22 protein-coding genes and 3 tRNA genes are annotated in these 26,610 nt (G+C 33.9%); 7 read left to right on the forward strand and 18 right to left on the reverse strand.

The annotated features are described in order from the left end of the window. Nucleotides 1-145: 145 nt before the first annotated feature. The 16 genes from AB2B50_RS05660 to AB2B50_RS05735 form a co-directional block, all read right to left on the reverse strand. A tRNA-Glu gene (locus AB2B50_RS05660) sits at nucleotides 146-217 on the reverse strand. A gap of 393 nt (nucleotides 218-610) precedes the next feature. After that, nucleotides 611-2,569: an ATP-dependent zinc metalloprotease FtsH gene (gene ftsH, locus AB2B50_RS05665; RefSeq protein ID WP_320692686.1), complete on the reverse strand. Its 1,959-nt coding sequence runs from the start codon at nucleotides 2,567-2,569 to the stop codon at nucleotides 611-613. A 16-nt stretch (nucleotides 2,570-2,585) separates the two neighbouring features. Beyond that, a complete protein-coding gene (hpt, locus tag AB2B50_RS05670; protein WP_000890189.1) occupies nucleotides 2,586-3,128 on the reverse strand; it encodes a hypoxanthine phosphoribosyltransferase in 543 nt (180 codons plus the stop codon). 4 nt (nucleotides 3,129-3,132) lie between these two features. Further along, complete coding sequence (gene tilS / locus AB2B50_RS05675; protein WP_070458227.1) at nucleotides 3,133-4,410, reverse strand: tRNA lysidine(34) synthetase TilS; 1,278 nt, start codon at nucleotides 4,408-4,410, stop codon at nucleotides 3,133-3,135. Beyond that, nucleotides 4,407-5,675 (reverse strand): serine hydrolase, encoded by a 1,269-nt coding sequence (locus AB2B50_RS05680; protein ID WP_070458226.1) that lies wholly within the window; start codon nucleotides 5,673-5,675, stop codon nucleotides 4,407-4,409. Before AB2B50_RS05680 ends, tilS begins: the two co-directional genes overlap by 4 nt. Continuing rightward, a complete protein-coding gene (locus AB2B50_RS05685; RefSeq protein ID WP_000429332.1) occupies nucleotides 5,668-5,790 on the reverse strand; it encodes an SP_0009 family protein in 123 nt (40 codons plus the stop codon). The genes AB2B50_RS05680 and AB2B50_RS05685 overlap by 8 nt, the downstream gene beginning before the upstream one ends. A gap of 6 nt (nucleotides 5,791-5,796) precedes the next feature. Continuing rightward, nucleotides 5,797-6,165 carry a septum formation initiator family protein gene (locus AB2B50_RS05690; RefSeq protein ID WP_070458225.1) on the reverse strand — a complete coding sequence of 123 codons (369 nt, stop codon included), beginning with the start codon at nucleotides 6,163-6,165 and terminating at the stop codon, nucleotides 5,797-5,799. Next, nucleotides 6,158-6,424, reverse strand: coding sequence for an RNA-binding S4 domain-containing protein (locus AB2B50_RS05695; protein ID WP_001234970.1), 267 nt, complete (start codon nucleotides 6,422-6,424; stop codon nucleotides 6,158-6,160). The genes AB2B50_RS05690 and AB2B50_RS05695 overlap by 8 nt, the downstream gene beginning before the upstream one ends. Nucleotides 6,425-6,488: 64 nt before the next feature. Then, nucleotides 6,489-9,983 carry a transcription-repair coupling factor gene (mfd, locus tag AB2B50_RS05700; protein WP_320692687.1) on the reverse strand — a complete coding sequence of 1,165 codons (3,495 nt, stop codon included), beginning with the start codon at nucleotides 9,981-9,983 and terminating at the stop codon, nucleotides 6,489-6,491. Then, on the reverse strand, nucleotides 9,976-10,545 hold the full coding sequence (gene pth, locus AB2B50_RS05705; RefSeq protein WP_070458224.1) for an aminoacyl-tRNA hydrolase: 570 nt from the start codon (nucleotides 10,543-10,545) through the stop codon (nucleotides 9,976-9,978). Before pth ends, mfd begins: the two co-directional genes overlap by 8 nt. Before the next feature lie 72 nt (nucleotides 10,546-10,617). Continuing rightward, on the reverse strand, nucleotides 10,618-11,733 hold the full coding sequence (ychF, locus tag AB2B50_RS05710) for a redox-regulated ATPase YchF (RefSeq protein ID WP_320692688.1): 1,116 nt from the start codon (nucleotides 11,731-11,733) through the stop codon (nucleotides 10,618-10,620). A gap of 84 nt (nucleotides 11,734-11,817) precedes the next feature. Beyond that, nucleotides 11,818-12,012: a DUF951 domain-containing protein gene (locus tag AB2B50_RS05715; protein WP_006150549.1), complete on the reverse strand. Its 195-nt coding sequence runs from the start codon at nucleotides 12,010-12,012 to the stop codon at nucleotides 11,818-11,820. Nucleotides 12,013-12,078: 66 nt separating this feature from the next. Next, a complete protein-coding gene (gene dnaN / locus AB2B50_RS05720; RefSeq protein WP_049503816.1) occupies nucleotides 12,079-13,215 on the reverse strand; it encodes a DNA polymerase III subunit beta in 1,137 nt (378 codons plus the stop codon). A gap of 157 nt (nucleotides 13,216-13,372) precedes the next feature. Beyond that, nucleotides 13,373-14,728 carry a chromosomal replication initiator protein DnaA gene (gene dnaA / locus AB2B50_RS05725; protein WP_320692689.1) on the reverse strand — a complete coding sequence of 452 codons (1,356 nt, stop codon included), beginning with the start codon at nucleotides 14,726-14,728 and terminating at the stop codon, nucleotides 13,373-13,375. A 221-nt stretch (nucleotides 14,729-14,949) separates the two neighbouring features. Further along, nucleotides 14,950-15,708: a ParB/RepB/Spo0J family partition protein gene (locus AB2B50_RS05730; protein ID WP_320692690.1), complete on the reverse strand. Its 759-nt coding sequence runs from the start codon at nucleotides 15,706-15,708 to the stop codon at nucleotides 14,950-14,952. A gap of 56 nt (nucleotides 15,709-15,764) precedes the next feature. Further along, nucleotides 15,765-16,949, reverse strand: a complete 1,185-nt coding sequence (locus AB2B50_RS05735; RefSeq protein WP_320692691.1) for a S1C family serine protease — start codon at nucleotides 16,947-16,949, stop codon at nucleotides 15,765-15,767. A gap of 184 nt (nucleotides 16,950-17,133) precedes the next feature. Between AB2B50_RS05735 and rlmH the strand changes: the two genes are divergently transcribed. The 6 genes from rlmH to AB2B50_RS05765 all read left to right on the forward strand — a co-directional run bounded on the left by rlmH (nucleotide 17,134) and on the right by AB2B50_RS05765 (nucleotide 20,315). Continuing rightward, nucleotides 17,134-17,613, forward strand: a complete 480-nt coding sequence (rlmH, locus tag AB2B50_RS05740) for a 23S rRNA (pseudouridine(1915)-N(3))-methyltransferase RlmH (protein ID WP_320692692.1) — start codon at nucleotides 17,134-17,136, stop codon at nucleotides 17,611-17,613. 43 nt (nucleotides 17,614-17,656) lie between these two features. Continuing rightward, nucleotides 17,657-17,730 (forward strand) — tRNA-Arg (locus AB2B50_RS05745). A 165-nt stretch (nucleotides 17,731-17,895) separates the two neighbouring features. Then, complete coding sequence (gene comC / locus AB2B50_RS05750) at nucleotides 17,896-18,030, forward strand: competence-stimulating peptide ComC (protein WP_320692693.1); 135 nt, start codon at nucleotides 17,896-17,898, stop codon at nucleotides 18,028-18,030. Nucleotides 18,031-18,052: 22 nt separating this feature from the next. Further along, the gene (comD, locus tag AB2B50_RS05755) at nucleotides 18,053-19,372 is read left to right on the forward strand and encodes a competence system sensor histidine kinase ComD (protein WP_320692694.1); all 1,320 of its coding nucleotides are present in this window, start codon (nucleotides 18,053-18,055) and stop codon (nucleotides 19,370-19,372) included. After that, nucleotides 19,369-20,121: a competence system response regulator transcription factor ComE gene (gene comE, locus AB2B50_RS05760; protein ID WP_320692695.1), complete on the forward strand. Its 753-nt coding sequence runs from the start codon at nucleotides 19,369-19,371 to the stop codon at nucleotides 20,119-20,121. The genes comD and comE overlap by 4 nt, the downstream gene beginning before the upstream one ends. Nucleotides 20,122-20,241: 120 nt before the next feature. Continuing rightward, nucleotides 20,242-20,315 (forward strand) — tRNA-Asn (locus AB2B50_RS05765). Nucleotides 20,316-20,634: 319 nt separating this feature from the next. Here AB2B50_RS05765 and AB2B50_RS05770 read toward each other — a convergent pair. Beyond that, entirely contained in the window at nucleotides 20,635-21,177 is a 543-nt protein-coding gene (locus AB2B50_RS05770; protein WP_320692696.1) for a TetR/AcrR family transcriptional regulator, read from the reverse strand. Between the two features lie 128 nt (nucleotides 21,178-21,305). Here AB2B50_RS05770 and AB2B50_RS05775 point away from each other — a divergent pair, with 128 nt between their 5' ends. Further along, on the forward strand, nucleotides 21,306-23,969 hold the full coding sequence (locus AB2B50_RS05775; RefSeq protein ID WP_320692697.1) for a YhgE/Pip domain-containing protein: 2,664 nt from the start codon (nucleotides 21,306-21,308) through the stop codon (nucleotides 23,967-23,969). Nucleotides 23,970-24,000: 31 nt separating this feature from the next. Here the strand turns inward: AB2B50_RS05775 and AB2B50_RS05780 are convergent, their stop codons facing one another. After that, the gene (locus AB2B50_RS05780; RefSeq protein WP_320693305.1) at nucleotides 24,001-26,550 is read right to left on the reverse strand and encodes a YfhO family protein; all 2,550 of its coding nucleotides are present in this window, start codon (nucleotides 26,548-26,550) and stop codon (nucleotides 24,001-24,003) included. Nucleotides 26,551-26,610: the final 60 nt, after the last annotated feature.

The following is a 26,610-nucleotide window of genomic DNA, read 5'->3' on the forward strand; positions in this document are numbered from 1 at the left end:
TACCGCCGTGAAAAGGCGGTGTCTTAACCCCTTGACCAACGGACCGGAGTTGTTATTTTCAACTCTTACTATTATACCGACTTTTTTTGCTTTGTCAACACCGTTTTTTAATTTTTTTGATCTAGTGTTTCATCTGTACATACTATAGTCCGTACGGGCTTCGAACCCGAGTTACCGCCGTGAAAAGGCGGTGTCTTAACCCCTTGACCAACGGACCGGAGTTGTTATTTTCAACTCTTACTATTATACCGACTTTTTTTGCTTTGTCAACACCTTTTTTAACTTTTTTTCATTTCTCCTGAATTACTTCCTTCAGCTCTCTGAGAAGGGCTTTGTGGCCTTTAAATCGTTCGTCTGCTTTCTTACAATAATTCTTTTTTATGAAGCACATATCATTTTTTGAAAACATTTCTTCATATTACTCAAGTAACTGTTCCATTCTTATTTTCAGAAAATTTGAATCATTTCTTCTAAGAGAGCATTGACATAGGTGAACTTGTATTTTGTTTTCTATATATCGAAATCTTTGATTTAAATTCGAGTTCCCTCAATTTAAAAAAAAAAAAACAGAGAAAACTTGCGCTTCCTCTGTTTATAGTATTTAAGATAATTAATTTTCTTCACTCATTTTTGATTTTACTTCGTCATAAGATAGTGCATGTGATTCCTCTTCTACTGTTTCAGGCATCTTTCCTGTTTCGTATAGAGATTTAATTTGTGTACTATCCAATGTTTCGTATTTCAATAATGCTTCTGCAATTAGCTTGTGAGTTTCACGATTTGACTGGATAATTTCAGCAGCTTTGTTTCGTGCTTCATTCAACAATGAACGAACTTCTTCGTCAATTTCATAAGCTGTTTGTTCTGAAATTGATTTTTGAGGGCTTTGTGCACCAAACATGGCATGATTTCCTTCATATTGTACTGGACCAAGTTTTTCACTCATACCATACTCTGTAACCATTGCACGCGCCATCTGAGTAGCTTGTTCGAAGTCATTAGATGCTCCAGTTGTTTGGACGTTAAAGATAATCTCTTCAGCTACACGTCCACCCATTAAGCCAGCTAATTGCTCTTTCATATCTTCTTTAGATAGAAGCATTTGGTCTTCTTTAGGAAGTGCGATCATATATCCGCCTGCACGTCCACGTGGTACTATGGTAACTTTATGAACAACACGAGCATTTGACAATACTAGACCGACAATGGTGTGTCCTGCCTCATGGTAGGCAACCAACTCACGTTCTTTTTGTGAAACTGTCTTGTCTTTCTTAGATGGTCCAGCGATGACACGATCTTCTGCCTCATCAATATCAGAAGCATCAATCACTGATTTATTACGACGAGCTGCAACTAAAGCTGCTTCGTTCAATACATTTTCCAAATCGGCACCAACAAAACCTGGAGTTTGTTGTGCTACCAATTTCAAATCTACATCTTCAGCTAAAGGTTTATTTCTAGCATGGACTTTCAAGATTGCTTCGCGACCCTTAACATCAGGACGACCAACTAATACTTTTCTATCAAAACGGCCTGGACGAAGTAGGGCCGGATCAAGAACATCTGAACGGTTTGTTGCCGCAATGACAATAATTCCTTCATTTCCTTCAAAACCATCCATTTCAATCAAGAGTTGGTTTAAGGTTTGTTCTCGTTCATCATTACCTCCACCTAAACCGACACCACGTTGTCGACCAACGGCATCAATTTCATCAATGAAGATAATAGCTGGTGCTGCTTTTTTTGCATCCTCAAAGAGAGAACGTACACGGCTCGCACCGACACCGACGAACATTTCTACAAAGTCAGAACCTGAAATACTAAAGAATGGTACACCAGCTTCTCCTGCGACTGCTTTAGCAAGTAATGTTTTACCAGTTCCCGGAGGCCCCTCTAAGAGAACACCAGCTGGAATCCGGGCACCCAATTTTGTAAATCGTTTTGGATCTTTTAAGAATTCAACAACTTCAACAAGTTCTTGTTTCTCTTCTTCTGCGCCTGCGACATCTGAGAAGCGAACTTTGATATCTTCTTTATTAGCAGCTTTAGCTTTACTACGTCCAAAGCTCATTGGATTACGTCCACTATTTCCGCCCATATTTCCCATCATAGAGAAGAGGAAGAAGAATAAGATAGCAAATGGTACTACTGAAACCAGGATGTTAATCCACATACCACTTGAGCTTTCGTGTTTCACTTCAATCTGTGTTTGGTGTTCACTTGCTAACTTTTGCAAATCCGCTACAGTTGTATCTGATGGGAGGACAATACTTGTAAATTTCTCTACTTTTGTAGCAGAGGGTGTAAAAAATTGAATTCCCGTTTCCTGTTTCTCTGTCTTAGCAGTTTTGTAGACACCATACACTTCAATAACACTACCACTTGGTTGGTAGGTCATTTCTTTTACATTGTCGTTAGTGATTTCCTGAACCAATTCTGAGTACTTAATTTGTTGACTATGACCAGCGGATCTGCCAGCAAAAAAGTACTGGAATCCTGTCACTAGCAAGAAAATCATCAACAAATAAAGGAATGGATTTTTTATGAAACCATTATTTTGTTTTTGCATTCAAACACTTACCCTTCTATTTTGAGTAAACTTCCTCTTTCAATACACCTACATAAGGAAGGTTACGATAGTTTTCATTATAGTCTAGTCCATATCCTACAACAAATTCATTTGGAATTGTAAAACATGTATAATCTGCTTCAATTTCTACAGTGCGACCTTCTGGTTTATCAAGCATGGTAACAATCTTCACAGACGCTGCTTCTCTTGCAGTAAACATATCTTTCAAACTTTTCAAGGTTTGACCAGTGTCAATGATATCTTCTACAAAGACAACATGTCGACCTTTAATATCTTGAGTTACGTCTTGTTTAATATTAATGACACCACTACTTACAGTCCCACCATGATAGCTAGAGACCATCATAAAGTCCATTTCAAGATGTGTATCAATATATTTCACCAATTCTGCCATAAAAGGAATAGAACCTTTTAAAATTCCAACTAAAATCGGATTTTTACCCTCATAATCTTTTGTCAACTGAGCACCCAATTTTTTAGCTGCTTCTGTAATTTCATCTTGTGAAATCAAAATTTTCTTGATATCTTTTTCTAACATGATTTTACCTATCTATTTTTTCTATATAAAGTACAGTGTTCATTATATCATTTTTCATTTTTTTACTCAAATCACTGATTTCAATTCCTAAAACTGAACAAATTTTTCCAAATTGCTCAATGATAATAGCTTTTTCTCGTCTTTCTTTAGGAATTTTTAAATCAATAAAAAGTCGCCTTACTTTTTTTCGATGACCATTTATTATCAAATAATCACCTGGCTGTCGATGCCGCAAAATCAATGATGTTTCACGGGAAACATTTATTTGTTGAACATTTTCACCTTTTAGAGGAATTCCAAATGAAAATAGAAAACCTTCATAATAAACTTGATTTTGATAGTTTAACACACATTCACTACTTTTTTCATCAGACTTCGGTCTGATTTTACTAATTTGAAAGTGCTGGTATTCTTTTATAAGTTCATAACCATTTTTTATATTATGGCGATATTGACTCTTAGTTTTTAAAATATGATGAATTTCTTGAAATTGTTTTCTTGTTACATTTAAATCAGCAAAACGACTAAGATATTGTTGTAGTAAAACTCTTTGTGTTGCTTCGGAAAAAGATAAAAACTGAGTTAAATCTTCCACATTGACTGTTTGAGATAATTCAGTCAGAGCAATTTGATAGTCAGAAACTTCTTTTCCAAACTCTAAAATTGCTTTTTTTACCTGAACATTTTCTTTTTCTAACTGTGGCAGATAGAGGTTGCGAATACGATTGCGAAGATAGTGATTTTCTTTATTCGTTGAATCTTCAAAATGCTCAATTTTAGGAAAATCTTTCTTATAAAAAGACAACAAAGGACGAATCAACTCTCCCTTATCAAACGTTTGTTTTTCTTTAATAGCTGATAAGTGTTGTAATCTAACACCCCTAATCATTCGCATAAATACCGTCTCAACCTGATCATCTGCATGATGAGCTGTTACAAGGGCTGTAGAGGAAGTTTTCCCCATTACTTTCCTAAAAAATTTATAGCGAAATTGACGAGCATTTGCTTCTGAAAAATCTCCAGTAAAATGAGCTACGTAAATTTGAACTCCAACTTGTTTAGCTAGTTTTATTAATTCATATTCTTCATAATCCGATTCTAATCGTTGTTTATGGTTTACATGAGCTAAAAATAATTCAATCCCAAGTTCTTCTTGGTAAGTTGAAAGGAGATGAAAAAGAAACATCGAATCCAATCCACCAGACAAGGCTAGTACAACTCGTGAATGATCTTTAAAATAACCTTTTTCTAGAAAATGATTTAAAAAATCTCGGTCTCTCATTTTAGGACCTCATAGACATCCTTAGCAATTTTAGAAATGGTATCATAATCAGAATTTTTGGTAAAGATTGAAATAATGAAAGGAGAATCTGTATAGACTATTCCTACATCGTGTTTAAATTCATCTGCATCTCCAATTTTATGGGCTACCTTAGCAGAAATATTCTTAGCAATCCTCTGATTATCAAAAGCTGTTTGTGATAGAGATTCTAAAACAAAACCATTCTGATTATAAATAGATTCCATAACTTGACCAGCCATTTTAGCTGAAGCTAACTTCTCTGTTACGTTCCACTCTTCACCTGCGATAGTAGCCATCTCTTTTCTAAAGGCTTCATCTGATTTATTCGTAATATAATAACCAAGAATATTATGAGCTACATTGTCAGATTCTTTTGCAGTTTTTGTGATTAAATCTTTGAGGGTGTAGTCTTTATTGTCTGCTGTTTTAGGGAGATTTCCGCTTCCTTCAGGTTTATAAGAACCAGGGAAATCATTAACTTCGGAAACATACTTTAATTTCGTGTCAAGTTGGTAATCACCTTGATTGATTTTTTCTTGAACATAATAAAGATAAGGCAATTTCATAACACTAGCAGCGTACATTTTTTGATCTTCATTAATCCCAGCTTCCTTACCCGTACTCAATTGTTTCACATAAATAGAAAACTGTTCATTTTGATAATTTGCAGATAGTAACTCTTGTACTTTCTGGATTCTATTATCATCATTGGAAATATAATCCGTCGAAATCCAACCAGTTTGTTTGATATGTAAAAACTCATGCCCACCAGCAAAAATAGTCATATCTACTTCAACATCTTGATAGGGTACCAAAGTAGATTTTAATTCTTGTTTATCATAAGGGCTATTATAGACAATAAATTCAGGTTCTAACCACACTCGTTTAGAAAAATTGTTGACAATTGAACTATCGTATAAAAGTCGTTTATCGGCCATCACAAACTGATTATTAGACAATTTAAAGACAGGCTGTCCTTGTTTATTTAATCTCCATTCTAAAACAGATAATTTTGTATCTGCATTGATTTTTCCTGATTCTTTAATCAAATCTTCTGTAGAATAAACAGATGTTTCACCATAAAATTTTGGAGATTCTATAACATCTTGATAGTAAAAATGATACGAAGCGTGGGTTAAGGAATAAACTTCTTGGTTTGGAATGATAACTGGATTCTCAGTGCTTACTACTTGGACACTTTTTAAAAAAATAGGAAGTAGCAATATCACTAAAAATTTACGCATTCTTTTTTTCCTCTTCTTCCTGTAACCGTAACAGATGATTTTTTTGAGCTAACTCTTCTAATTTTTCATCTGATTGACTTAAAAATTGTTCAATAATATCTAATAAATTTTCCATTTTACATTACCTAGGAAGTAAGTCCGGAATAGTATAAACTTCTTCCCATGATTTTGAATAGTAATATTTTGCACGCAAATACTTGGCTGCGTATGTTTCGTCCTTTAATTTGATTGCAAGATTTGATTCTTTATCTTTTTCATCGCTCAATTCTTGATACTGTTTTTTCAGATCGGCTAACTGTTGGCGACGTTCGAGTAGTTGCTGATAACTTTGAGTCAAATTATAGGTTGGTAGGATGAACAACAACATAATCAAAATCAAAACCCAGCCCATAAAACGATTTCGTCTTTGTCGTTCTTCCATCAAGTATTTACGACGTTGGTGTTCATTTTGAATAAAAGAATTATTCATTTGTACAATTTTTTTATACATCGTTTTCTACCCTTGTTTCACTGATAATTTCATACATACCTGCAGCATCTTCTTTTTTAGTGCTATCTTTCATTTCTAACACTTTTACGAGCAACAATTTATTTCCAAAACGAATTTCAACTTGGTCATTGATTTTTAAATCTGTAGAGCTCTTAGCAAGAATACCATTTACCTTGATACGTCCTTTATCTGCAACTTCCTTAGCCACTGTACGACGCTTAATAATTCTTGATACTTTTAAATATTTATCTAATCTCATTTTTATTACCTCAAATTATTATTGTACCATTTTTCTACCTTTTATAGAAGAAAAAAGATAAGTCCTAATGTGATTCTTTTATGTTTGCTAATGATTCTCCAAAAGTTAAAAGACCTTCTAAAATCTCATAATCCTTTTTATTACGAATATCAAAAATAACTTCGATTAAACCTTGATTTTCTGAAATATTGGCCTTCAAACTTGTCTGAGATAGAGCCTGGAAATAATCTTGAGTTAAGAATAGTTGTTGAGATATTTTTTCAAATTGAATAACAAGTTTATTATTTCTTCTTTCAACACGATTGACAAATACTTTATCAAGATATGCTTTAGCTAATCCAATTTCTAAAAGGTAAGCAACCACATCTGGATATTCTCCAAAACGATCGATCAACTCATCTTGTAATTCCTCATAGTTGACACGGTTATCAATCTGACGAATTCTCTTGTAAATTTCAATTTTATGCCGTTCATCTGAAATGTACTCATCTGGAAGATAAGCATCAATTTGTAGAATTAACTCTGCATTTCCTTTTTCACGTTTTTTGTCAGTTCCATTTTTCTTAGCTATCGCTTCTTCCAGCAACTGAGAATACAACTCAAAACCAACAGAATCAATAAAACCAGACTGCGAACTTCCTAAAAGATTACCCGCTCCACGAATGGATAAATCACGCATAGCGATTTTAAAACCAGAACCCAGTTCAGTAAAACCTTTGATAGCCTCTAATCTCTTCTCAGAAACTTCTGTCAAAGTTTTATCTGGACGATACATGAGATAAGCATAGGCAATTCGATTACTACGACCAACCCGACCTCTTAATTGATACAAGGTTGACAATCCCATATGATCTGCATTTTCAATAAATAAAGTATTTGCATTTGGAATGTCCACACCTGTTTCAATAATTGTAGTGGTGACAAGAATATCATACTGTCCTTCTATAAAGTCAAGTAGCATATTCTCCAAACGAATTTCACTCATTTGTCCATGAACAAAGCCAATCGAAGCTTCTGGAATCAGTTCTTGTAACTCTGAAACCTTTTTTTCAATCGTGTCAACTTTGTTGTAAAGATAGTAAACTTGACCACCACGATCCATTTCTCTCAATACAGCATCACGAATGACACGATCATTTTGTTCCAGAACATAGGTTTGAACAGGATATCGATTTGTTGGAGGAGTCTCTATGACTGATAAATCTCGGATACCCAGCATAGACATATGAAGAGTTCGAGGAATTGGTGTAGCTGTCAAGGTTAAGACATCAACCTTCTTTTTTAATTCCTTCAAAGCTTCCTTATGCTTAACACCAAAACGTTGCTCTTCATCAATAATCATCAACCCAAAATCTGCAAACTCAACATCTTTAGATAAAACTCGATGAGTTCCTATCAAAATATCTACTTGACCTTTTTTCAATTTTTCAAGTGTCTCAGTCTGCTCTTTTTTACTTCTAAAACGACTCAAAACATCCACATTGACAGCAAATTGTTCAAATCTTTCTTTAAAATTACTGTAATGTTGCTGAGCAAGAACGGTAGTTGGCACTAAAACAACAACCTGTTTATGATCATTGACAGCCTTAAATGCAGCTCGCATGGCCACCTCAGTCTTACCAAAACCAACATCTCCAACTAAAAGTCGGTCCATAGGTTGAGGAGCCTGCATATCCTTTTTAATTTCATCTATACTTCGAAGTTGATCTTCAGTTTCAACATAGGGGAAAGCCTCATCAAAAGCAACCTGATCTTCATCATCTTTTGAAAATGCAAAACCTTTAAGTTGACTTCTCTCTGCATATAACTTAATTAAATCATCTGCAATATCTTCAACTTGACTCTTTACTTTTTGCTTCGCTTTTTTAAAACGTCCATCGTTTAATTTGTTTAACTTTGGAGCCTTACCATCACTAGAAACATACTTAGAAAGAGTCTGTATCTGCTCCACAGGGATAGAGATACGATCTCCATTTTGATATAGAACACTTACGTAGTCTCGATGAATTCCTTTGATTTCAATCGTTTCAATCCCTAAATATTGCCCAATACCATGAATTTGATGAACAACATAGTCTCCTTTTTGGAGCTCGTTATAATCCTTTAATCGCTCAGCGTTGCTGATATTTTGTCTTCTATATTTCCGTTTAATCTTCTTTTTAAAAATCTCATATTCAGTGATAAATACAAGATTTTCATCTACAAAATGAAACCCATGTCGCAGATTTCCTTCAACAAGATTGACAGTTCCTTTACAGATTTCACTTTCGTCATTATTGTCAACTTTAATATCGTATTCATCAAGAATCGTTGACAGTTTCTTTAGTTCAGTATTGCTACTTGATTGAAGAACAATCGTATACTTTAATTTTTTGTAACGTTCAATTTCTTCTTTCAGAAAAGAAAATTGATTAAAGAACTCCTGCATAGGATATTGATTGAACTGATACAGATAATGAAATTTTAAATTTCCAAGCCCTTTTTGAAAATTTGAAAAGAAAGTCGCTGGTACATATTTTTTTAACTGACTTTCTACATCAGCAAAATATTGTAAACTTGATGCTGCTTTACTGTTTTGTAAATCTTCTGTAAAGTAGCTAGCTGTTTCCTTATCAAAAGCATCGTACTGGGTCATGATTTTTTGAAAATCATCAAAGATAATAGGCACTTGATTCAAATAGTCTATCAAGGTCCACTGTTTTTTATAAAATACAGACAACAACTTGCGAATATCTACATGAAGAACTTGCTCTTTCGTGCAACTAAAAACTTCTTCTAAGTAAGACTTTAAAGTCGGAGAAAGTGCCTTATCAATCTCATGTTCTAAAAATTTCTGGCCACGATGATAATCTTCATGCGTTAACAAAATATCACTAGCTGGATAGATTAGTACTTGAGTTTGACTCTCTTTTGATAATTGAGTTTCAGTGTCAAATTTTCTAATACCATCAATCTCATCTCCAAAAAATTCGATTCGGTAAGGGGATATTTGAGAGGTTTCAAAGATATCCAGAATATCTCCACGAAGGCTAAATTCTCCCTGACTTTGAACTTGTGTAACTCTCTTATAACCAAGGGAAATCAAGTGATTTTTTAATTCTCTTTGTTCGCATTCCTGGCCCACTTGAAGTTCTAAGATACTATCATCAAAAACTTGAGGATTCGGCAAGAATACTCGACTAGCTGCGACGTTACAAACTAAAATCCCTCTTTGAGACTCATCTCGTAGAAACCGCAAAGCTTCAACCCGAGAAAAAACCTTTTCCTGAGATGATACCAAAAATTCGACCATCGGTGAATCATCTACTAGAAATGGATAAACTAGATCCGAACCTAATATGGAGATTAAATCATTGACCAGACGCTCCGCCTCTCCATATGTGGAAGTCATCACTAAAACCTTATCCTGACTCTTCAGACTACTAGCAATCGCTAACGATTTTGCTGATCCAGAAAGTCCTAGCAATAATTGTCTTTGTTGCTGTGGTAAGTTCTTATGCCAAGATAGAATTTGTTTATTCTCTAAAAAGAAATCGATTAATGCCATTTCCTTACCCATTATATTTCTGCATCGTATTTTCAAAGTTTTTTTCTTGTAAATAATAATTTACAGCATCGTCAACCTTGTCAATTGACTGTAAAATACCAATATAATCTTCTTGATCAAACTTACTCAAAACATGATGAACTACTGACATTCCTTTTTTAGGTCTTCCAATGCCAATCTTTACACGATTGAAAACCTGTGTACCTATATGTTGAATAATCGACTTAATTCCATTATGACCACCAGCTGATCCTTTAGCACGAAGACGAATTTTTCCGACTTCCATGTCAAGATCATCGTAAATAATCAGTAAATCTTCAATATCTAAACCATAGTAGGTTAACAATGCATGAACAGCTTTTCCACTTTCGTTCATAAAGGTGGTTGGTTTTACCAGATAAATTTTTTCACCATTAAGGAAAAAGGATGCTAAGTCAGCTTGAAAAATCTTATCGTGTGTAAAGGTAACATTCTGTTTTTTTGCTAGTTGGTCAATCAGCATAAAGCCAACATTATGTTTAGTTTCAAAATATTTATCTCCTGGATTTCCCAATCCTACAAGTAATTTTGTCATTTATATTTCCTTTCAAAAGTCAAAAGGGTTGGAATTTTTTTCCAACCTAATTGACATTATTTTAAATACTGATTAAACGTTAAAGCGGAATTCCATAATATCGCCATCTTGCACGACATATTCTTTTCCTTCTTCACGCAAACGACCAGCTTCTTTTACAGCCTTTTCAGAGCCGTATTTTACCAAATCGTCATAAGACATGGTCACTGCACGAATAAATCCTTTTTCAAAGTCAGAGTGGATGATACCAGCTGCTTGAGGAGCTTTCATGCCACGTTTAAAGGTCCATGCACGAACCTCTTTTTCACCAGCTGTGAAGTAAGTTCCAAGTCCTAGTAGATGATAAGCAGCTCGAGTCAATTTGTCAACTCCTGATTCTGTCAAACCAATGGCTTCAAGAAACTCTTTTTTATCTTCATCGTCTAACTCAGAAATTTCTTCTTCAGCACGCGCAGAAATAACCACTACCTCTGCATTTTCTGTTGCTGCGAATTCACGAATTTGCTTCACATAATCGATAGATTCTGGGTCTCCAACCACATCCTCATCAACGTTAGCTACATAAAGAACTGGTTTCGTGGTCAAAAGGAAAAGACCTTTAACTACTTTTTGCTCTTCATCAGTAAATTCAATAGTACGAGCTGATTTCCCATCTTCAAGGACAGGTTTAATCTTTTGAAGTACATTAAATTCTGCAACTGATTCCTTATCTTTTTGTGTACGTGCCATCTTTTCCACACGCGCATAGCGTTTATTAACAGATTCTAAGTCAGCAAGAATCAATTCTAGGTTAATGGTATCAATATCTGCTAATGGATCTACAAAAGCATCTTCACGACCTTGCTCACGCATGACATTTTCATCATCAAAGGCACGAACCACGTGAACAATGGCATCAACTTCACGAATATTGGCCAAGAATTTATTTCCAAGACCTTCTCCTTTTGATGCACCTTTTACAATCCCTGCAATATCTGTAAATTCAAAGGTTGTTGGGACTGTCTTCTTAGGAGTAATCATTTCAGTCAATTTTTGTAGACGTTCATCTGGAACTTCTACCATCCCAACGTTTGGGTCAATAGTTGCAAATGGATAGTTTGCAGCCTCTGCTCCTGCTTTTGTAATTGCATTAAATAGGGTTGATTTACCAACGTTTGGCAAACCCACGATACCTGCTGTTAAAGCCATAATTTCTCATTCTCCGTTCACATTTCAATCTTCAATATTATAACACAAAAAGGGAAAACTTGCTAACCCTCTAATTCAGTGTTTCTAGTCGATGATTTTATTCATTTTTCTTTCAAAATCATAGCGACTCATCATGACAACATGATCACAATTACTGCATTTTATTTTGATATCTGCACCTAAACGTGTGATTTCCCAACGATTGGCTTTTTTACCTGTAGACTTGATTGTACAAGCGTGTGGTTTTTTCATTTCAACAAAATTTCCAACTTGATACATAGTTAGTCTCCTTTTTCTTTTTCGATTATATCATAAAAGAGGCGAGCTAGGCTCAACCTCTTTCCATTAATTTGTACGAACTGGCGTGATGAGCTGCATGAAATCTTCATCTGTATCAGCTGGTACCAAGGTAAATGGACGAACTGCTGAAATGAAGCTGATTGTTACCTTTTCACTATTCAAAGCTTTTAGTGCTTCAATCAAGTAAGTTGGGTTGAAACTAATTGTCAAATCAGCACCACTTACATTTTCAGTATCAATTTCTTCGTTTACTTTCCCTACTTCTGGAGAGTGAACATGGGCACTTACAATTCCTTCTTTGATTTCTAATTTAACAGTACCATTTTGTGTCGCACTTGATAAAAGACGTGCACGTTCCATAGACTGGCGTAGTTTAGCAACGTCAAAAGTCACTGTTGTATTGAAATCTGTTGGAATCAATCGATCGGTATCTGGATAATTTCCTTCTAAGAGACGTGTGTAGAAGCTAATATTTTCACTTCTAAAGAGAATTTGATTATTGGCGAAGAAAATCTCCACTGTTTCGATATCATCCGTAAAAACAGCTGAAAATTCACGTAGCGAACGACTTGGGATGACAACATCAAAATCATCGCTATTTTTTTCAAGAGTCAACTTTTTCTGACTAAGACGGTGAGAGTCTGTCGCAACTGTTTTTAATTCTTTATGATTGCTCAAGACAAAATGTACCCCCGTCAAAATAGGACGGCTTTCTTGGGTACTAGCTGCAAAAGCTGTTTCATTGATAATCTTTTTAAGAAGTTTTGTTTCAAGAACTAAAGGATTACTTGCAGAAATTTCCTGAATACGTGGATATTGCTCGCTATCTTTTCCTTTAAGAGTAATCTCTGATTTTCCACTAGTTAAGACAATTTGCTTTTGTTCAATCTCTTTAAAATCAAGTGTTACATCTGGAAGACTTGAAACAACATTGATAAAGAAAGAAGCTTCCAGTAGAACTGAACCTAAAGAGTTAATCAAGAGACCTGCATTTTCATTTTTTTGCGATATAAAATTTTCGATTGAGATTTGACCATTTGATCCAATCAAGGTAATTCCTTCATTGGTAACATCAATTTTTACAGTCGATAAGATAGGAATTGCATTCTTTGAGCTAATAGCTCTCTTTGTTGTATTTAAGGCTTGTAAAAATAAGTTTTTATTAATTGAAAAATGAATCATGGATTCTCCTTTATTCTTTTTATTATTAGAAGGATAATAGTAATAATAGAGTGTGTGAAATCTGTGGAAAAACACTTGTAATCAAGAAAACTCAAGGACAGAGCCTTGTTTAAAAGATGTGGATAAATAAGAGATTTTTTTAAAAGTTATCCACAAGTTATTTAATTTTCTTTTTGATGTTTTCAATTTCTATACGTAAATTATCATCTGTTTCAAGCATGGATTTGATTTTTCCATGAGCGTGAATGACCGTTGTGTGGTCTTTACCACCAAACTCTTTTCCAATCTTAGGAAGGCTATTATCAGTCATTTCTCTGGCTAGATACATGGCAACTTGACGGGCTAAAACGATATTTTGAACACGTCTAGTTCCTTTCATTTCCTTGACACTAACACCATAGAAGTTTCCAACTTCTGTCTGTATTTTATCAATTGGAATCACGATCATTTTGCTAACGTCTTGTTTACGAGCACGAATAGCTTCAGCTGCAATATCAACTGTGATATCGTTAATCTTTTTGACTTTGGCCATTAGGCTGATATCGTTGAGTGCTCCCTCGAGTTCTCGCACGTTAGAGTCAAATTGTCCAGCCAAATATTCGAGTGTATCATTCTGAAAATGATAGTTGAGATGTTCAGTCTTACTCTGTAAAATCGCAATACGTGTTTCAAAATCAGGTGGTGTGATATCTGTCGTTAATCCCCACGAGAAGCGCGTGACCAGACGTTCGGGCAGACTTTCTAAGTGTTCAGGTCTACGGTCACTCGTCAAAACAATCTGTTTATTATTATTGTGAAGGGCGTTAAATGTATTGAAAAACTCTTCCTGAGTTTGTACTTTCTTTCCACTAAGTGATTGAATATCATCAATGAGTAGGAGGTCTAAACTACGGTAAGTTTTCTTGAATTTTTCCATATCATTAAGTCTCAAATGCTCTAGAAATTCATTAATGAAACTTTCAGCAGGTATGTATTTTACACGCGCATTTGGACTCTTTTTCAGAATTTCATTTCCAAGGGCATTTAACAGGTGAGTTTTTCCAAGTCCAGGCCCTCCGTAGATAAATAGAGGATTGTAAGTTAATCCTGGATCTTCAGAAACAGCCAAAGCAGCAGACTTAGCCCAAACATTACCATCCCCTTGAACAAAATTATCGAAAGTATACTTTTCCTTGAGTCCAGTTTCAGAATATGGAATAGTGGATTGACTTGGTTTATAGTCGCTGACAGTTTCAGACTCGAAAGCTACTTGTGAGCTAGCTTCTTCAACTTTCGTGAAGATATAATGAGCTTTTATTTCAGTATCATAGATTTCAAAACCTGCTGCTAAAAGCATTCCATTGATATTTCGTTCCCAGAATATCTGCATTTCATCGCGGGGTAAGAAAATCGTTGCAGTATTCTCTTCAACTTTAACCAGTTTTGCGTCTAAAATATAGAAATCATAAACTGACTGAGTTAATTTATCATGTGCAAGTTCTAAAAGACGATTCCAAAATTGTTTTTCCTTCAATGATTTTCTCCTCCTTTACTATAGAATTTAAAAGGTTTATTGATAGAATCATTTTACCATAGATAAGATTATTTTTCCACAACTTGTGGAAAACAATTAACAATGTTTTTAAATGTTATCCACAAAATGTGGATAACTAAGAAAAATTCTGAAATACTGGGCTTTTAAAAACTAAAATGCAGTGGATAACTATGTTAGTTAAGAAAACTAAAATAACAGCCTTATTTCAGGCTGTTAATAAATTGTTGGTATTCATCTTGGTTATGGAAAGAAATAGTAATTTTACCACTATCTTTTTTTTGTAGCTTAATATGAACTTCTAATCCGAGTATTTTTTTTAATGTTTGCTCTTCCTCTTTGACAAAGTAATCTTTTTCTTTTTTGCTGTTCTTCTTCGTTTTTTGTAGTATTTGTTCAACTTGTCGAACAGAGAGATTTTCAGTTTGAATACGATTCAAGAGTTTATCTTGTTTATCACTTGATAATTGAATGAGGAGTCTAGCATGAGCCTGGGAAAGCTTCCCACTTTCAACTTCTGTTAGGATATGTTTAGGTAGCCCTAACAATCGAACTAGGTTTGTAATATAAGGTCGAGATTTCCCCATTTTTTCAGCAATTTCTGTGTGGGTAAAACCTTTATCAATTAGGGACTGATATGCTTTAGCTTCCTCGATTGGATTTAAATTTTCTCGTTGGAGATTCTCAATGATAGAATGAAGCATCATATCTTGATCAGAAAGTTGCTTAACAATGACAGGAACTTCGGAAAGACCAGCAACTATAGATGCACGATATCGTCTTTCTCCAGCTAAAATCTCGTATCCAAGTACAGGAGATCTTCTAACGATAATAGGCTGAATCAAGCCGTTTTCCTTAATAGATTGTGCCAGTTCTTGTATTTTTTCTTCTGAAAATTCCTTACGAGGTTGATAGGGATTTTTTTGAATATCTTTTATTTGAACAATTTTAAATTCTTCCATAATTCTACATTATCACAACTTAGATATTCTGTAAAGCAACTTTACATATCTGTAAATTACTTATCTAAATCACTAGTACTCTTATCTAATTTAATAGTTGTTGTTTCTTCCTTACCATCACGGTAGTAAGTAACAGTCATACTGTCTCCAATAGAGTGACTATATAGAGCACTTTGTAATTCAGTAGTGGAAGAAATAGCTTTATCATCTATTTTTGTAATGACGTCATATTGTTGCAGATGCCCATTGGCAGGCATATTTTTTTGAACAGAACGAACAGCGACACCAGAAGTAACATTTCCAGGAAGTTTTAGTTTTTGAAGATCAGTTGTACTAAGATTTGATAAGTTAACCATGTGGATTCCAAGAGCAGGTCGAGTTACTTTTCCATCTTTTTCTAATTGTTTAATAATATTGATTACATCATTTGCAGGAATGGCAAAACCAAGACCTTCGACAGATGTTCCACCATTAGAGGCAATCTTACTTGATGTAATACCGATAACTTGGCCTTGGATATTAATCAAAGGACCGCCAGAGTTACCAGGGTTAATAGCTGTATCTGTTTGAATAGCATTGGTTGAGATAGCTTGTCCGTCTTCAGATTTTAGAGAGACATTTCTATTTAAACTTGATACAATCCCTTGAGTCACAGTGTTGGCATATTCAGAACCAAGAGGACTTCCGATTGCAATAGCTGTTTCTCCAACTGTTAATTGACTAGAATCACCAAATTCAGCTACTGTAGTGACCTTATCTGCAGCAATTTTTACAACAGCAATATCTGAATAAGTATCAGAACCCACAATTTCACCAGGGACTTTTGTGCCATCTGCTAAACGAATATCAACTTTTTTAGCGCCATTAATAACGTGAGTATTGGTTACAAGGTAGGCAGTATCCCCTTCCTTTTTATAAATGACTCCAGAACCTTCGCTGTATACTTGTTCAGCATTGGTATCTGTATCAGTTTCATCAGGTCCGAGTAAACTATTTTGAGAGTTTGATGAGTAAGTAATGACAGATACAACAGCATCTTTAACTTTATCGACTGCCTGTGTAGTTGAGTTTTCATTTTTTACAGCTGTTTTGCTGACAGTCGTTGTAGTTGTCGTACCACTATTTTGTTTTTGACTGAGCTGCAATGTTGTAAAAGTACCTAAAACCCCACTAAAAAAGCTAATGAGAATGACTAATAAAAGTTGTCCCAATTTTTTGGAACTAGTTTTTAAGTTTTTCATAGAAGCCTCCATGTTTTTTTATCAATGAAAGTATAAAATAGCTAGCTTAATCCAAGCTTAAAAACAAAAAAGTTTTTCACAATCTGTGGATAACTTTCGAAAAACTGTGAATTTATTGAAGTTTTTCAAAATCTTATCTGTGAATAAGATGTGAAATTGAGTGTGAATATGTTAGAATAGAAGAATGAAAATTAAAGTGGTAACAGTTGGAAAACTGAAAGAAAAATATCTCAAAGATGGCATAGCAGAATACTCCAAGAGAATTTCACGCTTTGCTAATCTAGAAATGATTGAGTTGGCTGATGAAAAAACGCCAGATCGGGCCAGCGAATCTGAAAATCAAAAGATTTTGGAGTTGGAAGGAAATCGCATTCTTGCTAAAGTAGGGGAACGTGATTTTGTAGTTGTTTTAGCTATTGAAGGAACAATTTTTTCTTCTGAAGAGTTCAGTAAGCAGCTTGAAAGAGCTTCTATCAATGGATTTTCAACAATCACTTTTATCATTGGTGGGAGTTTAGGACTATCTCCAGAGGTGAAAAAGAGAGCCAATCTCTCTATTAGTTTTGGTAGATTGACGCTTCCTCATCAACTAATGAGATTAGTCTTAGTAGAACAAATTTATAGAGCGTTTTCGATTCAACAGGGCTCTCCCTATCATAAATAGATGATTGACTAAGCTAGCTTTTTTTGATAAGATAGATTAGTAAGGTCTCATAGCTCAGCTGGATAGAGCATTCGCCTTCTAAGCGAACGGTCGCAGGTTCGAATCCTGCTGGGATCAGTGTTAAATCGTAAGCTGGGAAAAAATCCCAGCTTTTTTTGTAAAAATTTGACATTTCAGAATAAAATTTGAGCATTTGAGAAATAATTCTCTATAGGAATCGTAGATTTTATATAATATTTTTGTAAGTTAATTTACAAGAAAAACATTATAGGAGTTTATATTATGAAAAAGAATACAGATTTTGCTCAGATGAAAGATTTCCAAGAATTGAACGAAAAAGAATTGCAGAAAATCAGAGGTGGGGAATGGAGACCTCCATATACAATAAATAATTTTCTTTTTCCAAAAAGAAAGTAAGTAAAAATAAAGGTGGGAAATAATGAATTTATTCGGATTAGTAATTGCTATTGTTTATGTTTTTATTATTAGTAAAATTCATGAATGGGTTTGTAAAGCAACTAGAAAAGACCAATATTTTTTTAGTCTTTATATATTTCTAATACCATTAGTATTGGAAATAATTCTCTATTTCTTGAAATTAGATAGTTTTAGTTTGTCTAAATTTTTATTTCCTTTCCTCCTATTTGGTTACTTTGTTGGATTTAAGAAGTATGAGAAATCTAAGGGAATTTTTATCAGTCTATTATTTTCTCTTTTATATAATAGTACTAATAACTTTTTATCAGTAACCTTATCATCTATTACAGGAGATGAGTTTGCATTGAAGTATAACAATTATTTTTCTCTATTTATCCTGATCTTAACTTATTTGGTTATTAAAGTTGTTGTGTCTTATTTCCATCTCGAATTTAAATATTTTGATAAAGACTATCTATATCCTTTTCTGAAGAAAGTGCTCTTTGCATTTATTTTTCTACACGTTGTCTCTTTCACTTCAGATATTGTGAGTACGATTCGTCACTTAAATGGTTTTGGAAGTATTTTATCATCAATTGTTTTTGTTGGCCTACTTTTGACCTTCTTTTCCATGAATTCTCACAAAGTTCAGATAGAAAAAGAAATCGAATTGGAACAAAAGAAGTTTGAGCAAAAACACTTACAAACTTACACGGATGAGATTGTTGCCTTATATAATGAAATTCGTGGTTTTCGCCATGATTATACAGGCATGCTTGTCAGCTTAAGAATGGCGATCGAAAGTAAAGATTTACAAGAAATTGACAGAGTTTACAGTGAAGTTCTTGTAAAGGCGAATCAAAAATTACGTTCAGACAAGTATACCTATTTCGATTTGAACAATATTGAGGATTCAGCACTTCGTAGTTTGATTGCTCAATCTATTGTCAATGCGAAAACTAATGATGTAGAGTACACATTAGAGGTAAAAGATATCATCACACCTTTGTCTATGGAATTATTAGACTTGGTGCGCGTGATGAGCGTTCTGCTCAATAATGCTGTTGAAGGGGCAGTTGAAAGCTATCAAAAACAACTAGAGGTAGCTATCATCAAATTGGATCTTGAAACACTAGTTGTTATCCAAAACTCTTGTAAAAAAAGAAAGGTAAAATCTGAAGATTTATTTGAATTAGGATTTTCAACTAAAGGAAGACATAGAGGACTTGGACTCAATAATGTTAAAGAAATTTTAGGAAAATATGACAATGTTATTTTAGAAACAGAAATTGATAATGATGTATTTAAACAAGTGATTAGATTTAAGAGGGAACTGATATGAAAGTATTAATTTTAGAAGATATTATAGAACACCAAGTAAGGTTGGAAACAACTTTGAATAAAATATCTAAGGAAACAAATATTCCTATCTCTTATAAAACAACAGGAAAAGTGAGAGAGTTTATGGAATATGTAGAGCATGATGAAGTTAATCAGCTTTATTTTCTAGATATTGATATCAATGGAATTGAGAGAAAAGGATTTGAGGTTGCTCAATTTATTCGTCACCGCAATCCTTATGCCATTATTGTTTTTATTACAAGTCGATCTGAATTTGCTACCTTGACTTATAAATACAAAGTTTCAGCATTGGATTTCATTGATAAAGAAACCAGTGATCAAGTTTTTAAAAATAGAGTTGCCGACTGTGTGTTTTACACTAAAACTACTTTACTTGAAAACCAATCAGTCGTTGATTATTTTGATTATAGTTATAAAGGAAATGATCTTTGTATTCCTTATCATGATATTCTTTACATTGAGACAACTGGAACTTCTCATAAATTACGAATTGTAGGTAAGAATTTTGCAAAAGAATTTTATGGAACAATGACAGATATTCAAGAAAAGGATAAGGAAACCCAACGTTTTTATCTAGCTCACAAGTCATTTTTAGTCAATATCGGTAATGTGAGAGAAATTGATCGTAAAAAAATGGAAGTTGTATTTTATGAAGATCATCGTTGTCCTATCTCTCGCCTAAAAACTAAAAAATTGAGAGAACTAATGGCTAAAAACCAAAAAAAGTAATTGACAATTTTTGATAAATTGATATAATGGTTATATCTGCTACAGGTAGAGGGTCCGTTGGTTAAGAAATCGTCTTTTCATAGCGGTAACACGGGTTCGAATTCCATACGGACTATTTAATCCGCCATAGCTCAGTTGGTAGTAGCGCATGACTGTTAATCATGATGTCGTAGGTTCGAGTCCTACTGGCGGAGTCAGATGAAAGGAACACTAATTTGGTGTTCCTTTTTTTGATTCTTTGTCCGATGTAATGAAGGGAGGCATACCTAACATACGGATAAATAATGATTTGTGTCCGAAAATAAAACTAATACTCTTCGAAAATCAAATTCAAACCACGTCAACGTCGCCTTGCCGTACTCAAGTACAGCCTGCGGCTAGTTTCCTAGTTTGCTCTTTGATTTTCATTGAGTATAAGGAAATTGTATTTCCTTAGCCTAATAAGAATAACAAAATAGGCTCCATAATATTCATAGGGGGGTAATTTCCTATAAATATTATAGAGCTTTTTTATTAATTTGTATCCCTTAACATTTTCATTAAAAAGTCCGTGATTTCTTGTGGACTTTCTTTTTTTCCGTGGGCAATCCAGGTTTGACAGACTCCAAAGAGAGCATTTGTCAGGTAGACGCTACTGTATTCTAATTCTATTTCATTTAGTTTGAGTTGCATAAAACGTTTTTGAAGGTCTGTGCTCAGTAGGATGTGAAGTTTATTTCTCAAGAAATTTTGAATTTCCTTGGTTCCATTTTCAGATAAAAGAGCTGCTAGAAGTGGTTCTGATTCTAAGTATTCAAATACTTCTAGAATAGCATTTCGTTTCTGATTAGCATGTTTTTGAAAGATATATTCGAAGGTATGAAATAGTTTACTTTGGTAATGTTCAATCATATCGTATTTATCTTTGTAATGAGTATAGAAACTGGAGCGGCTAATTCCAGCTTTTTGTGCTAATTTAACAGTTGTAATCTGATCGAATGGTTGTTCCATCAATAATTCTACCATGGCATTTTCGATAATACGCTTGGTTTTTAATCGTTTATTACTTTCTTGCATGTTCCCTCCATATGAACATTTTTAGACAATGTGTTCAAAAATAGTTTTTTTATCTTGTCTTTTTAATTTTTTTATGTATAATCTATTATATCAAAAATTTAGACAAGTAGTTTAAAAAAGGAGACAATATGTTTAAAGAATGGAAAGCAATCTTTAAAAAACCGACATTTATTGTTGTCATGATAGGAATTTCCTTAATTCCAGCTCTTTACAATATCATTTTCTTATCATCAATGTGGGATCCATATGGTAAACTTTCGGAGTTACCTGTAGCAATTGTTAATAAGGATCAAGCTGCTACTTATAATGATGAAAAACTCACTATTGGTGAAGACATGGTGTCTAATTTAAAAGATAGTAATATCCTGGATTTTCATTTTGTAGATGAAGGTGAGGGAGAAAGAGGACTGCGGGATGGAGATTATTACATGGTCGTAACGTTGCCAAGTAATCTTTCTGAGAAATCTTCTTCTATCCTTACAAATCATCCTGAACAGATGACGATTGACTATCAGACATCAAGTGGTCATAGTTTTATTGCAAGCAAGATGAGTGATTCTGCCATGACACAAATTAAACAGACTGTGGCTACTAATGTTACTCAATCTTATACCAAAGCTTTATTTGAGAAGATGGGTGATTTAAAAATTGGTTTATCTCAAGCTGCAAATGCAAGTTTACAGTTGGCTGATGGTTCGAATCAACTTTCGGATGGGAGTCAAACCTTAACAATAAATCTTCAAAACTTAGCTCAATCGAGTCTCACATTTTCTAATGGTGCTGATCAATTATCTACAGGTTTAGGAACCTATACAGCTGGTGTAAATCAGTTAAATCTTGGTCTTGGTAATTTTAATACTGGTTTAAATCAATATACCAGCGCTATTTCACAAATCGACAATGGAATAAACCAACTGAATTCACAGACACCGGCACTGGTATCAGGTTTGACTCAACTTGATTCAGGCACACAAGCCTATACAGGTGGTGTTTCTCAATTAAATTCAGGATTAAATCAATTTTCACTTGGTATTGATACTTATATAAATGGAGTTCAAAGTCTATCATCAGGTGCAAATCAGATTTCTACTAAATCAGAGACTCTACGTACAGGATTAACAAAACTTAATCAAGGTATTCAAGAACTTTCTACTCAATTAGATGGGGCAAACCAACAAAAAGATCAGATTAAACAATTAGCAACTAGTTTAGAGCAATTTAATCAAGCTATTCAAAATATTCAAACAGCAGATAGTGGAGAGATAACACAAGTAACAAACCAGCTTTCTAGTAGTCTATCAACGATTGCAAATTCAGCACAAAGCATCATTACTTCAAATCAAGCTGAAAAAGAAACTACTTTGTCAGCTATTCAATCTACTAGTGCTTATCAAAGCTTAACTCCTGACAAACAGGCAGAGATAACTTCTGTGGTTTCTAATCCATCATCTTCTACTAGTGAGTCAGCACGAACAATTTTAACTACAGTTCAAACGTTACAATCTTCTTTAGAAAATGTAACCACTCAAACAGATAGTCTAACTCAATTAAAGAATCACTCAAGTCAATTATTACCAACTGCTTCTTCAACATTGACAAGTTTGTCAAGTGGATTAACACAGGTTCAAACAGCAATTGATGGTCAGTTATTGCCAGCTAGTCAAACTCTTGAATCTGGTATTGACAGCTATACAAAATCTGTAGACCAAGTAGCTTTAGGAGCAAGTCAGTTGAGTTCGAAAAATTCGAACTTGACAGGAAGTTTCAATAAGTTGCTACAAGGTTCTAATCAGTTGACAGAAAAATCTTCAACATTGACAGGTGCTACTGCTAAATTAGCAGAGAATGCACCAGAATTAGCAACAGGAATTGATAAACTTGCATCAGGTGTCAACCAAGTAAATAATAAAACATCAGATTTAACCGCTGGATTTAATCAATTACAAGCGGGCTCTCAACAATTAGCTGATAAATCAGACCAGCTAGTTTCTGGTGCAAATCAACTATCTAATGGTTCTGAAAAAATAGCTAGTGGAGCAGATCAACTTGCTGAAGGATCAGAAATTCTACAATCAGGACTTGGAAAATTAAGTGATGGTTCAAGTCAATTAAATCAAGGTTTGACAGAGGCTGAGGGGCAATTGAAACAGGCTTCAACTGAACCAACAAATGCAGATTTACTAGCTGATCCTCTAAGTCTTTCAAAAACTGATACGGATCAAGTAGCAGTTAATGGAATTGCCATGGCTCCATATATGATATCAGTTGCTCTTTTTGTTGCTGCTATTTCAACTAATATGATTTTTGCTAAATTGCCTTCTGGGCGCCATCCAGAAAGTCGCTGGGCTTGGTTTAAGTCTCGCTTTGAAATTAACGGTATCATTGCTGGTTTGGCAGGAGTATTAGTTTATGGTGGAGTACATTTAATCGGATTGACTGCAGTTCACGAATTCAAGACCTTTGCTTTGATTATTTTAACCAGTCTTGCTTTCATGGCGATGGTAACAGCATTGACAACCTGGAATTCTCGCCTAGGCGCCTTCTTCTCCTTAATTTTATTACTCCTTCAATTAGCATCAAGTGCAGGAACTTATCCTTTAGCTTTAACGAATCAATTCTTTAAAACTATTAACCCATGGTTACCAATGAGTTATTCAGTGTCAGGTTTACGACAAACCATTTCTATGACAGGCAATATTCATAGTCAGATTATTTTTCTTATCTTTACAATAATGATTTTTGTTGCTTTAGGAATGCTTGCCTACCAACCTAAAAAAGTTGAAGAAGATTAAAAACTATCGACCAATTCGGTCGATAGTTTTTTTATCTAGAATATTTTTTTCTTTGAATATCATAAAAAATAAAGACAATAATGGCTATAAGAGAACAACTTGCACCAGCAATAAATCCTTTTGGTATAAAGGAAAGGGTAATAGTTCCTTCACCTTCAGGAACATCAATTTTCATAAATCCAGTTTGTGCCTGTTGAATTTGTAATTTTTTTCCATTTTGATAAGCAGACCATCCTTGGTCGTAAGGAATTGTGAAAAATATCGATGTTTCATTCTTTACCTTATAATTTACAGTGACTTTATTTTTATAAGAGCTCACTTCTACTGGATTTTCTTTTATTTTACTAATTGCTTCCGTATACTTTTTAGTATCTAAACGATAGAAAGTTGGAGATTCAAATGATACTTGAGCATTTCCTGGAAACTTAACCTGGATATCAAAAATTTGTTTGTTTTCTGTATATCCAAGATTAAAAAATGTAAAAGCATTATCTGTGGTAAAGGATTTTTTTTCACCATTGATAATGATGTCAACTTGCTTTTTCTTATCATTTGAAAAATTTAGCTTGGTCATGGAAAGGTAAACCTGACTATTATCAGGTACTTCAATACTGTAGCTGATAGTTGCATCTTCAGTATCAGTTCCGTTTAGATTGACCACGCTGTCACCAGAGTCTGTATGATGATCTATCGGATAAAAGTACTCTTCATTTAAGCCAGCAATTTGATTTAAAAATTGAGTTTGGTTATCAAGAGTATGGTCATTAAAAGTGACATCTTTATAAAGAGACTGTGTAGCAAAAGCAATTGGGAGAGCGAATTGATTTTTATAAAGGGTTAGATTATCTTTTTGATAGCTTGGATGAAAACCATATTTATCTGGATAGGCTTCAGAAATATTGTAGCTGATTCCAAATAAACTATCTGCAATGATAGTATTATTTGCATAACGAAGATTAAGGTTGGTACCTGAAGATTTAAAACCCAACTTATCTAACGTTGTACTTGCAGAACGATTACGAACAGATGAAAATTGTGAGATGCCATTGTAGTTAAATTTCATGCTATCGTTTCCAGTTTGAGTTTGTAACTTTTCAGTTCGTGTAAATGTATCTGGTTGCTGTTTGGTATACTCCAAAATAGCTTCCATACTTGGAATATCTTTATCATAGGTACTACGAGAAGCAAATCCCCATTCTTTAGTAATTCCATTTAGTTGAGATGAAGTATTAAAACTAATTTCACTTATTGTAAATATCAAAATAAGAATTGAAAAGATTTTTGGAGAAATCAGTTTTTTAATAAGTGCCAATAATAACAGTAAGTATACCACTAAGAATTCAAGCGTTAAGAGTATATTTAATTTAGTTAAAAACGAATAATGATTTTTAAAATAAATGGTTGCCAGATAGCCAGATAAAAGTAAAGTTATTGAGAATAAAACGTTCCACAATTTTATATCTTTAACTTTATTAAAAACTTCTGCTGATATATAAATTAAAAGAGTAGAGAAAATCCACGCATAGCGATGAAGAAACATATTTGGCGCGTGCATTCCTTGCCAAAATAAATCTAAGGCTTCTAGATAAAAACTAGCAATGATGATAATGAGTAGAGTTGCATAGCATAATTTCACGTGAAACTTAATTGATTTTAATGTAAAGAATACAATTGTTAAGATAAAAGGAAGGAGGCCAACAAAAATCATTGGGATAGAACCATATTTAGTTGTATCGAAAGCACCAATAAATTGTTTAGCGAATAGATCTAGATACCAACTGGCATCTGTTTTTATTTTTGTAATAGCGGTTAGTTTTTCACCATGAGTTTTTAAATCAAACAAGGTTGGGAGTGTCATGATGAAACTTGTTAAACCAGCGAGTAAGGATGTTAGGAAAAAATCAAGGAAAGAATATTTGCGACTTTTAAAATCCCAGGAAAGTTGGCAAAAATACCAAACTACTAAAAACAGGGCAGTCATATAACCAAAATAGTAGTTTTGGATAAATAATATTGACAAACTTGTAAAGTATAGAATACGTTTTTTTTTCGTTATGAGTAGATGTAAACCAGTTAAAATTAAGGGAATTAAAATAAAAACATCTAACCAGGTTTTAATCTCAAGTTGACTAACTGTAAAGCTCATTAAAGCATATGAGGTAGATAGAGCTAATCGAAGTGGGGCTGGTATATTTTTAAATAGTTTACTCAAGCTAAAAAAGGTTGACAGACCTATCAAGCCAAATTTCAACAAGGTTGAAAGATAAACTGCATCTGGCATGCTTGACACATCAAAAAAATAAACAAGAGGAGATAGAAAACTACCAAGGTAATAACTGGACAAGGCATAAAAATTGAGACCTAGACCGCTGGTAAAAGTATAAAATAGACTATCACTCCCATGTAAAATATTACGAAGATTAAGATCAAAAATAACATATTGATGAAATCCATCCCCTAATAAAGGTGAAGTATCACTATTCCAGTAGATACCTTGAGAAAGATAGACTCCGAACATAATCACTAGGGGAATGATGAAAGAAATAAGATAGGTCCAATAGTTTCTGAAAAATGTTTTCATGTCACCTCATAGAATGTTAGAAAACTCAGTTGGTTAATCCAACTGAGTTTTAAAGTATTA

This window comes from Streptococcus fermentans, from assembly GCF_040888305.1.
In the GTDB taxonomy this organism is placed as follows: domain Bacteria; phylum Bacillota; class Bacilli; order Lactobacillales; family Streptococcaceae; genus Streptococcus; species Streptococcus fermentans.

What these genes read in the sequence shown, in the direction of transcription:
- mfd (WP_320692687.1), bottom strand. Translation starts at nt 9,983, where the DNA reads ATGGGTAAGGAAATGGCATTAATCGATTTCTTTTTAGAGAATAAACAA.
- comD (WP_320692694.1), top strand. Translation starts at nt 18,053, where the DNA reads ATGAATTTATTCGGATTAGTAATTGCTATTGTTTATGTTTTTATTATT.
- AB2B50_RS05730 (WP_320692690.1), bottom strand. Translation starts at nt 15,708, where the DNA reads ATGGAAGAATTTAAAATTGTTCAAATAAAAGATATTCAAAAAAATCCC.
- hpt (WP_000890189.1), bottom strand. Translation starts at nt 3,128, where the DNA reads ATGTTAGAAAAAGATATCAAGAAAATTTTGATTTCACAAGATGAAATT.
- AB2B50_RS05690 (WP_070458225.1), bottom strand. Translation starts at nt 6,165, where the DNA reads ATGTATAAAAAAATTGTACAAATGAATAATTCTTTTATTCAAAATGAA.
- pth (WP_070458224.1), bottom strand. Translation starts at nt 10,545, where the DNA reads ATGACAAAATTACTTGTAGGATTGGGAAATCCAGGAGATAAATATTTT.
- rlmH (WP_320692692.1), top strand. Translation starts at nt 17,134, where the DNA reads ATGAAAATTAAAGTGGTAACAGTTGGAAAACTGAAAGAAAAATATCTC.
- AB2B50_RS05715 (WP_006150549.1), bottom strand. Translation starts at nt 12,012, where the DNA reads ATGTATCAAGTTGGAAATTTTGTTGAAATGAAAAAACCACACGCTTGT.
- AB2B50_RS05770 (WP_320692696.1), bottom strand. Translation starts at nt 21,177, where the DNA reads ATGCAAGAAAGTAATAAACGATTAAAAACCAAGCGTATTATCGAAAAT.
- AB2B50_RS05780 (WP_320693305.1), bottom strand. Translation starts at nt 26,550, where the DNA reads ATGAAAACATTTTTCAGAAACTATTGGACCTATCTTATTTCTTTCATC.
- AB2B50_RS05735 (WP_320692691.1), bottom strand. Translation starts at nt 16,949, where the DNA reads ATGAAAAACTTAAAAACTAGTTCCAAAAAATTGGGACAACTTTTATTA.
- tilS (WP_070458227.1), bottom strand. Translation starts at nt 4,410, where the DNA reads ATGAGAGACCGAGATTTTTTAAATCATTTTCTAGAAAAAGGTTATTTT.
- dnaN (WP_049503816.1), bottom strand. Translation starts at nt 13,215, where the DNA reads ATGATTCATTTTTCAATTAATAAAAACTTATTTTTACAAGCCTTAAAT.
- AB2B50_RS05695 (WP_001234970.1), bottom strand. Translation starts at nt 6,424, where the DNA reads ATGAGATTAGATAAATATTTAAAAGTATCAAGAATTATTAAGCGTCGT.
- comC (WP_320692693.1), top strand. Translation starts at nt 17,896, where the DNA reads ATGAAAAAGAATACAGATTTTGCTCAGATGAAAGATTTCCAAGAATTG.
- AB2B50_RS05685 (WP_000429332.1), bottom strand. Translation starts at nt 5,790, where the DNA reads ATGGAAAATTTATTAGATATTATTGAACAATTTTTAAGTCAATCAGAT.
- ftsH (WP_320692686.1), bottom strand. Translation starts at nt 2,569, where the DNA reads ATGCAAAAACAAAATAATGGTTTCATAAAAAATCCATTCCTTTATTTG.
- ychF (WP_320692688.1), bottom strand. Translation starts at nt 11,733, where the DNA reads ATGGCTTTAACAGCAGGTATCGTGGGTTTGCCAAACGTTGGTAAATCA.
- AB2B50_RS05680 (WP_070458226.1), bottom strand. Translation starts at nt 5,675, where the DNA reads ATGCGTAAATTTTTAGTGATATTGCTACTTCCTATTTTTTTAAAAAGT.
- AB2B50_RS05775 (WP_320692697.1), top strand. Translation starts at nt 21,306, where the DNA reads ATGTTTAAAGAATGGAAAGCAATCTTTAAAAAACCGACATTTATTGTT.
- comE (WP_320692695.1), top strand. Translation starts at nt 19,369, where the DNA reads ATGAAAGTATTAATTTTAGAAGATATTATAGAACACCAAGTAAGGTTG.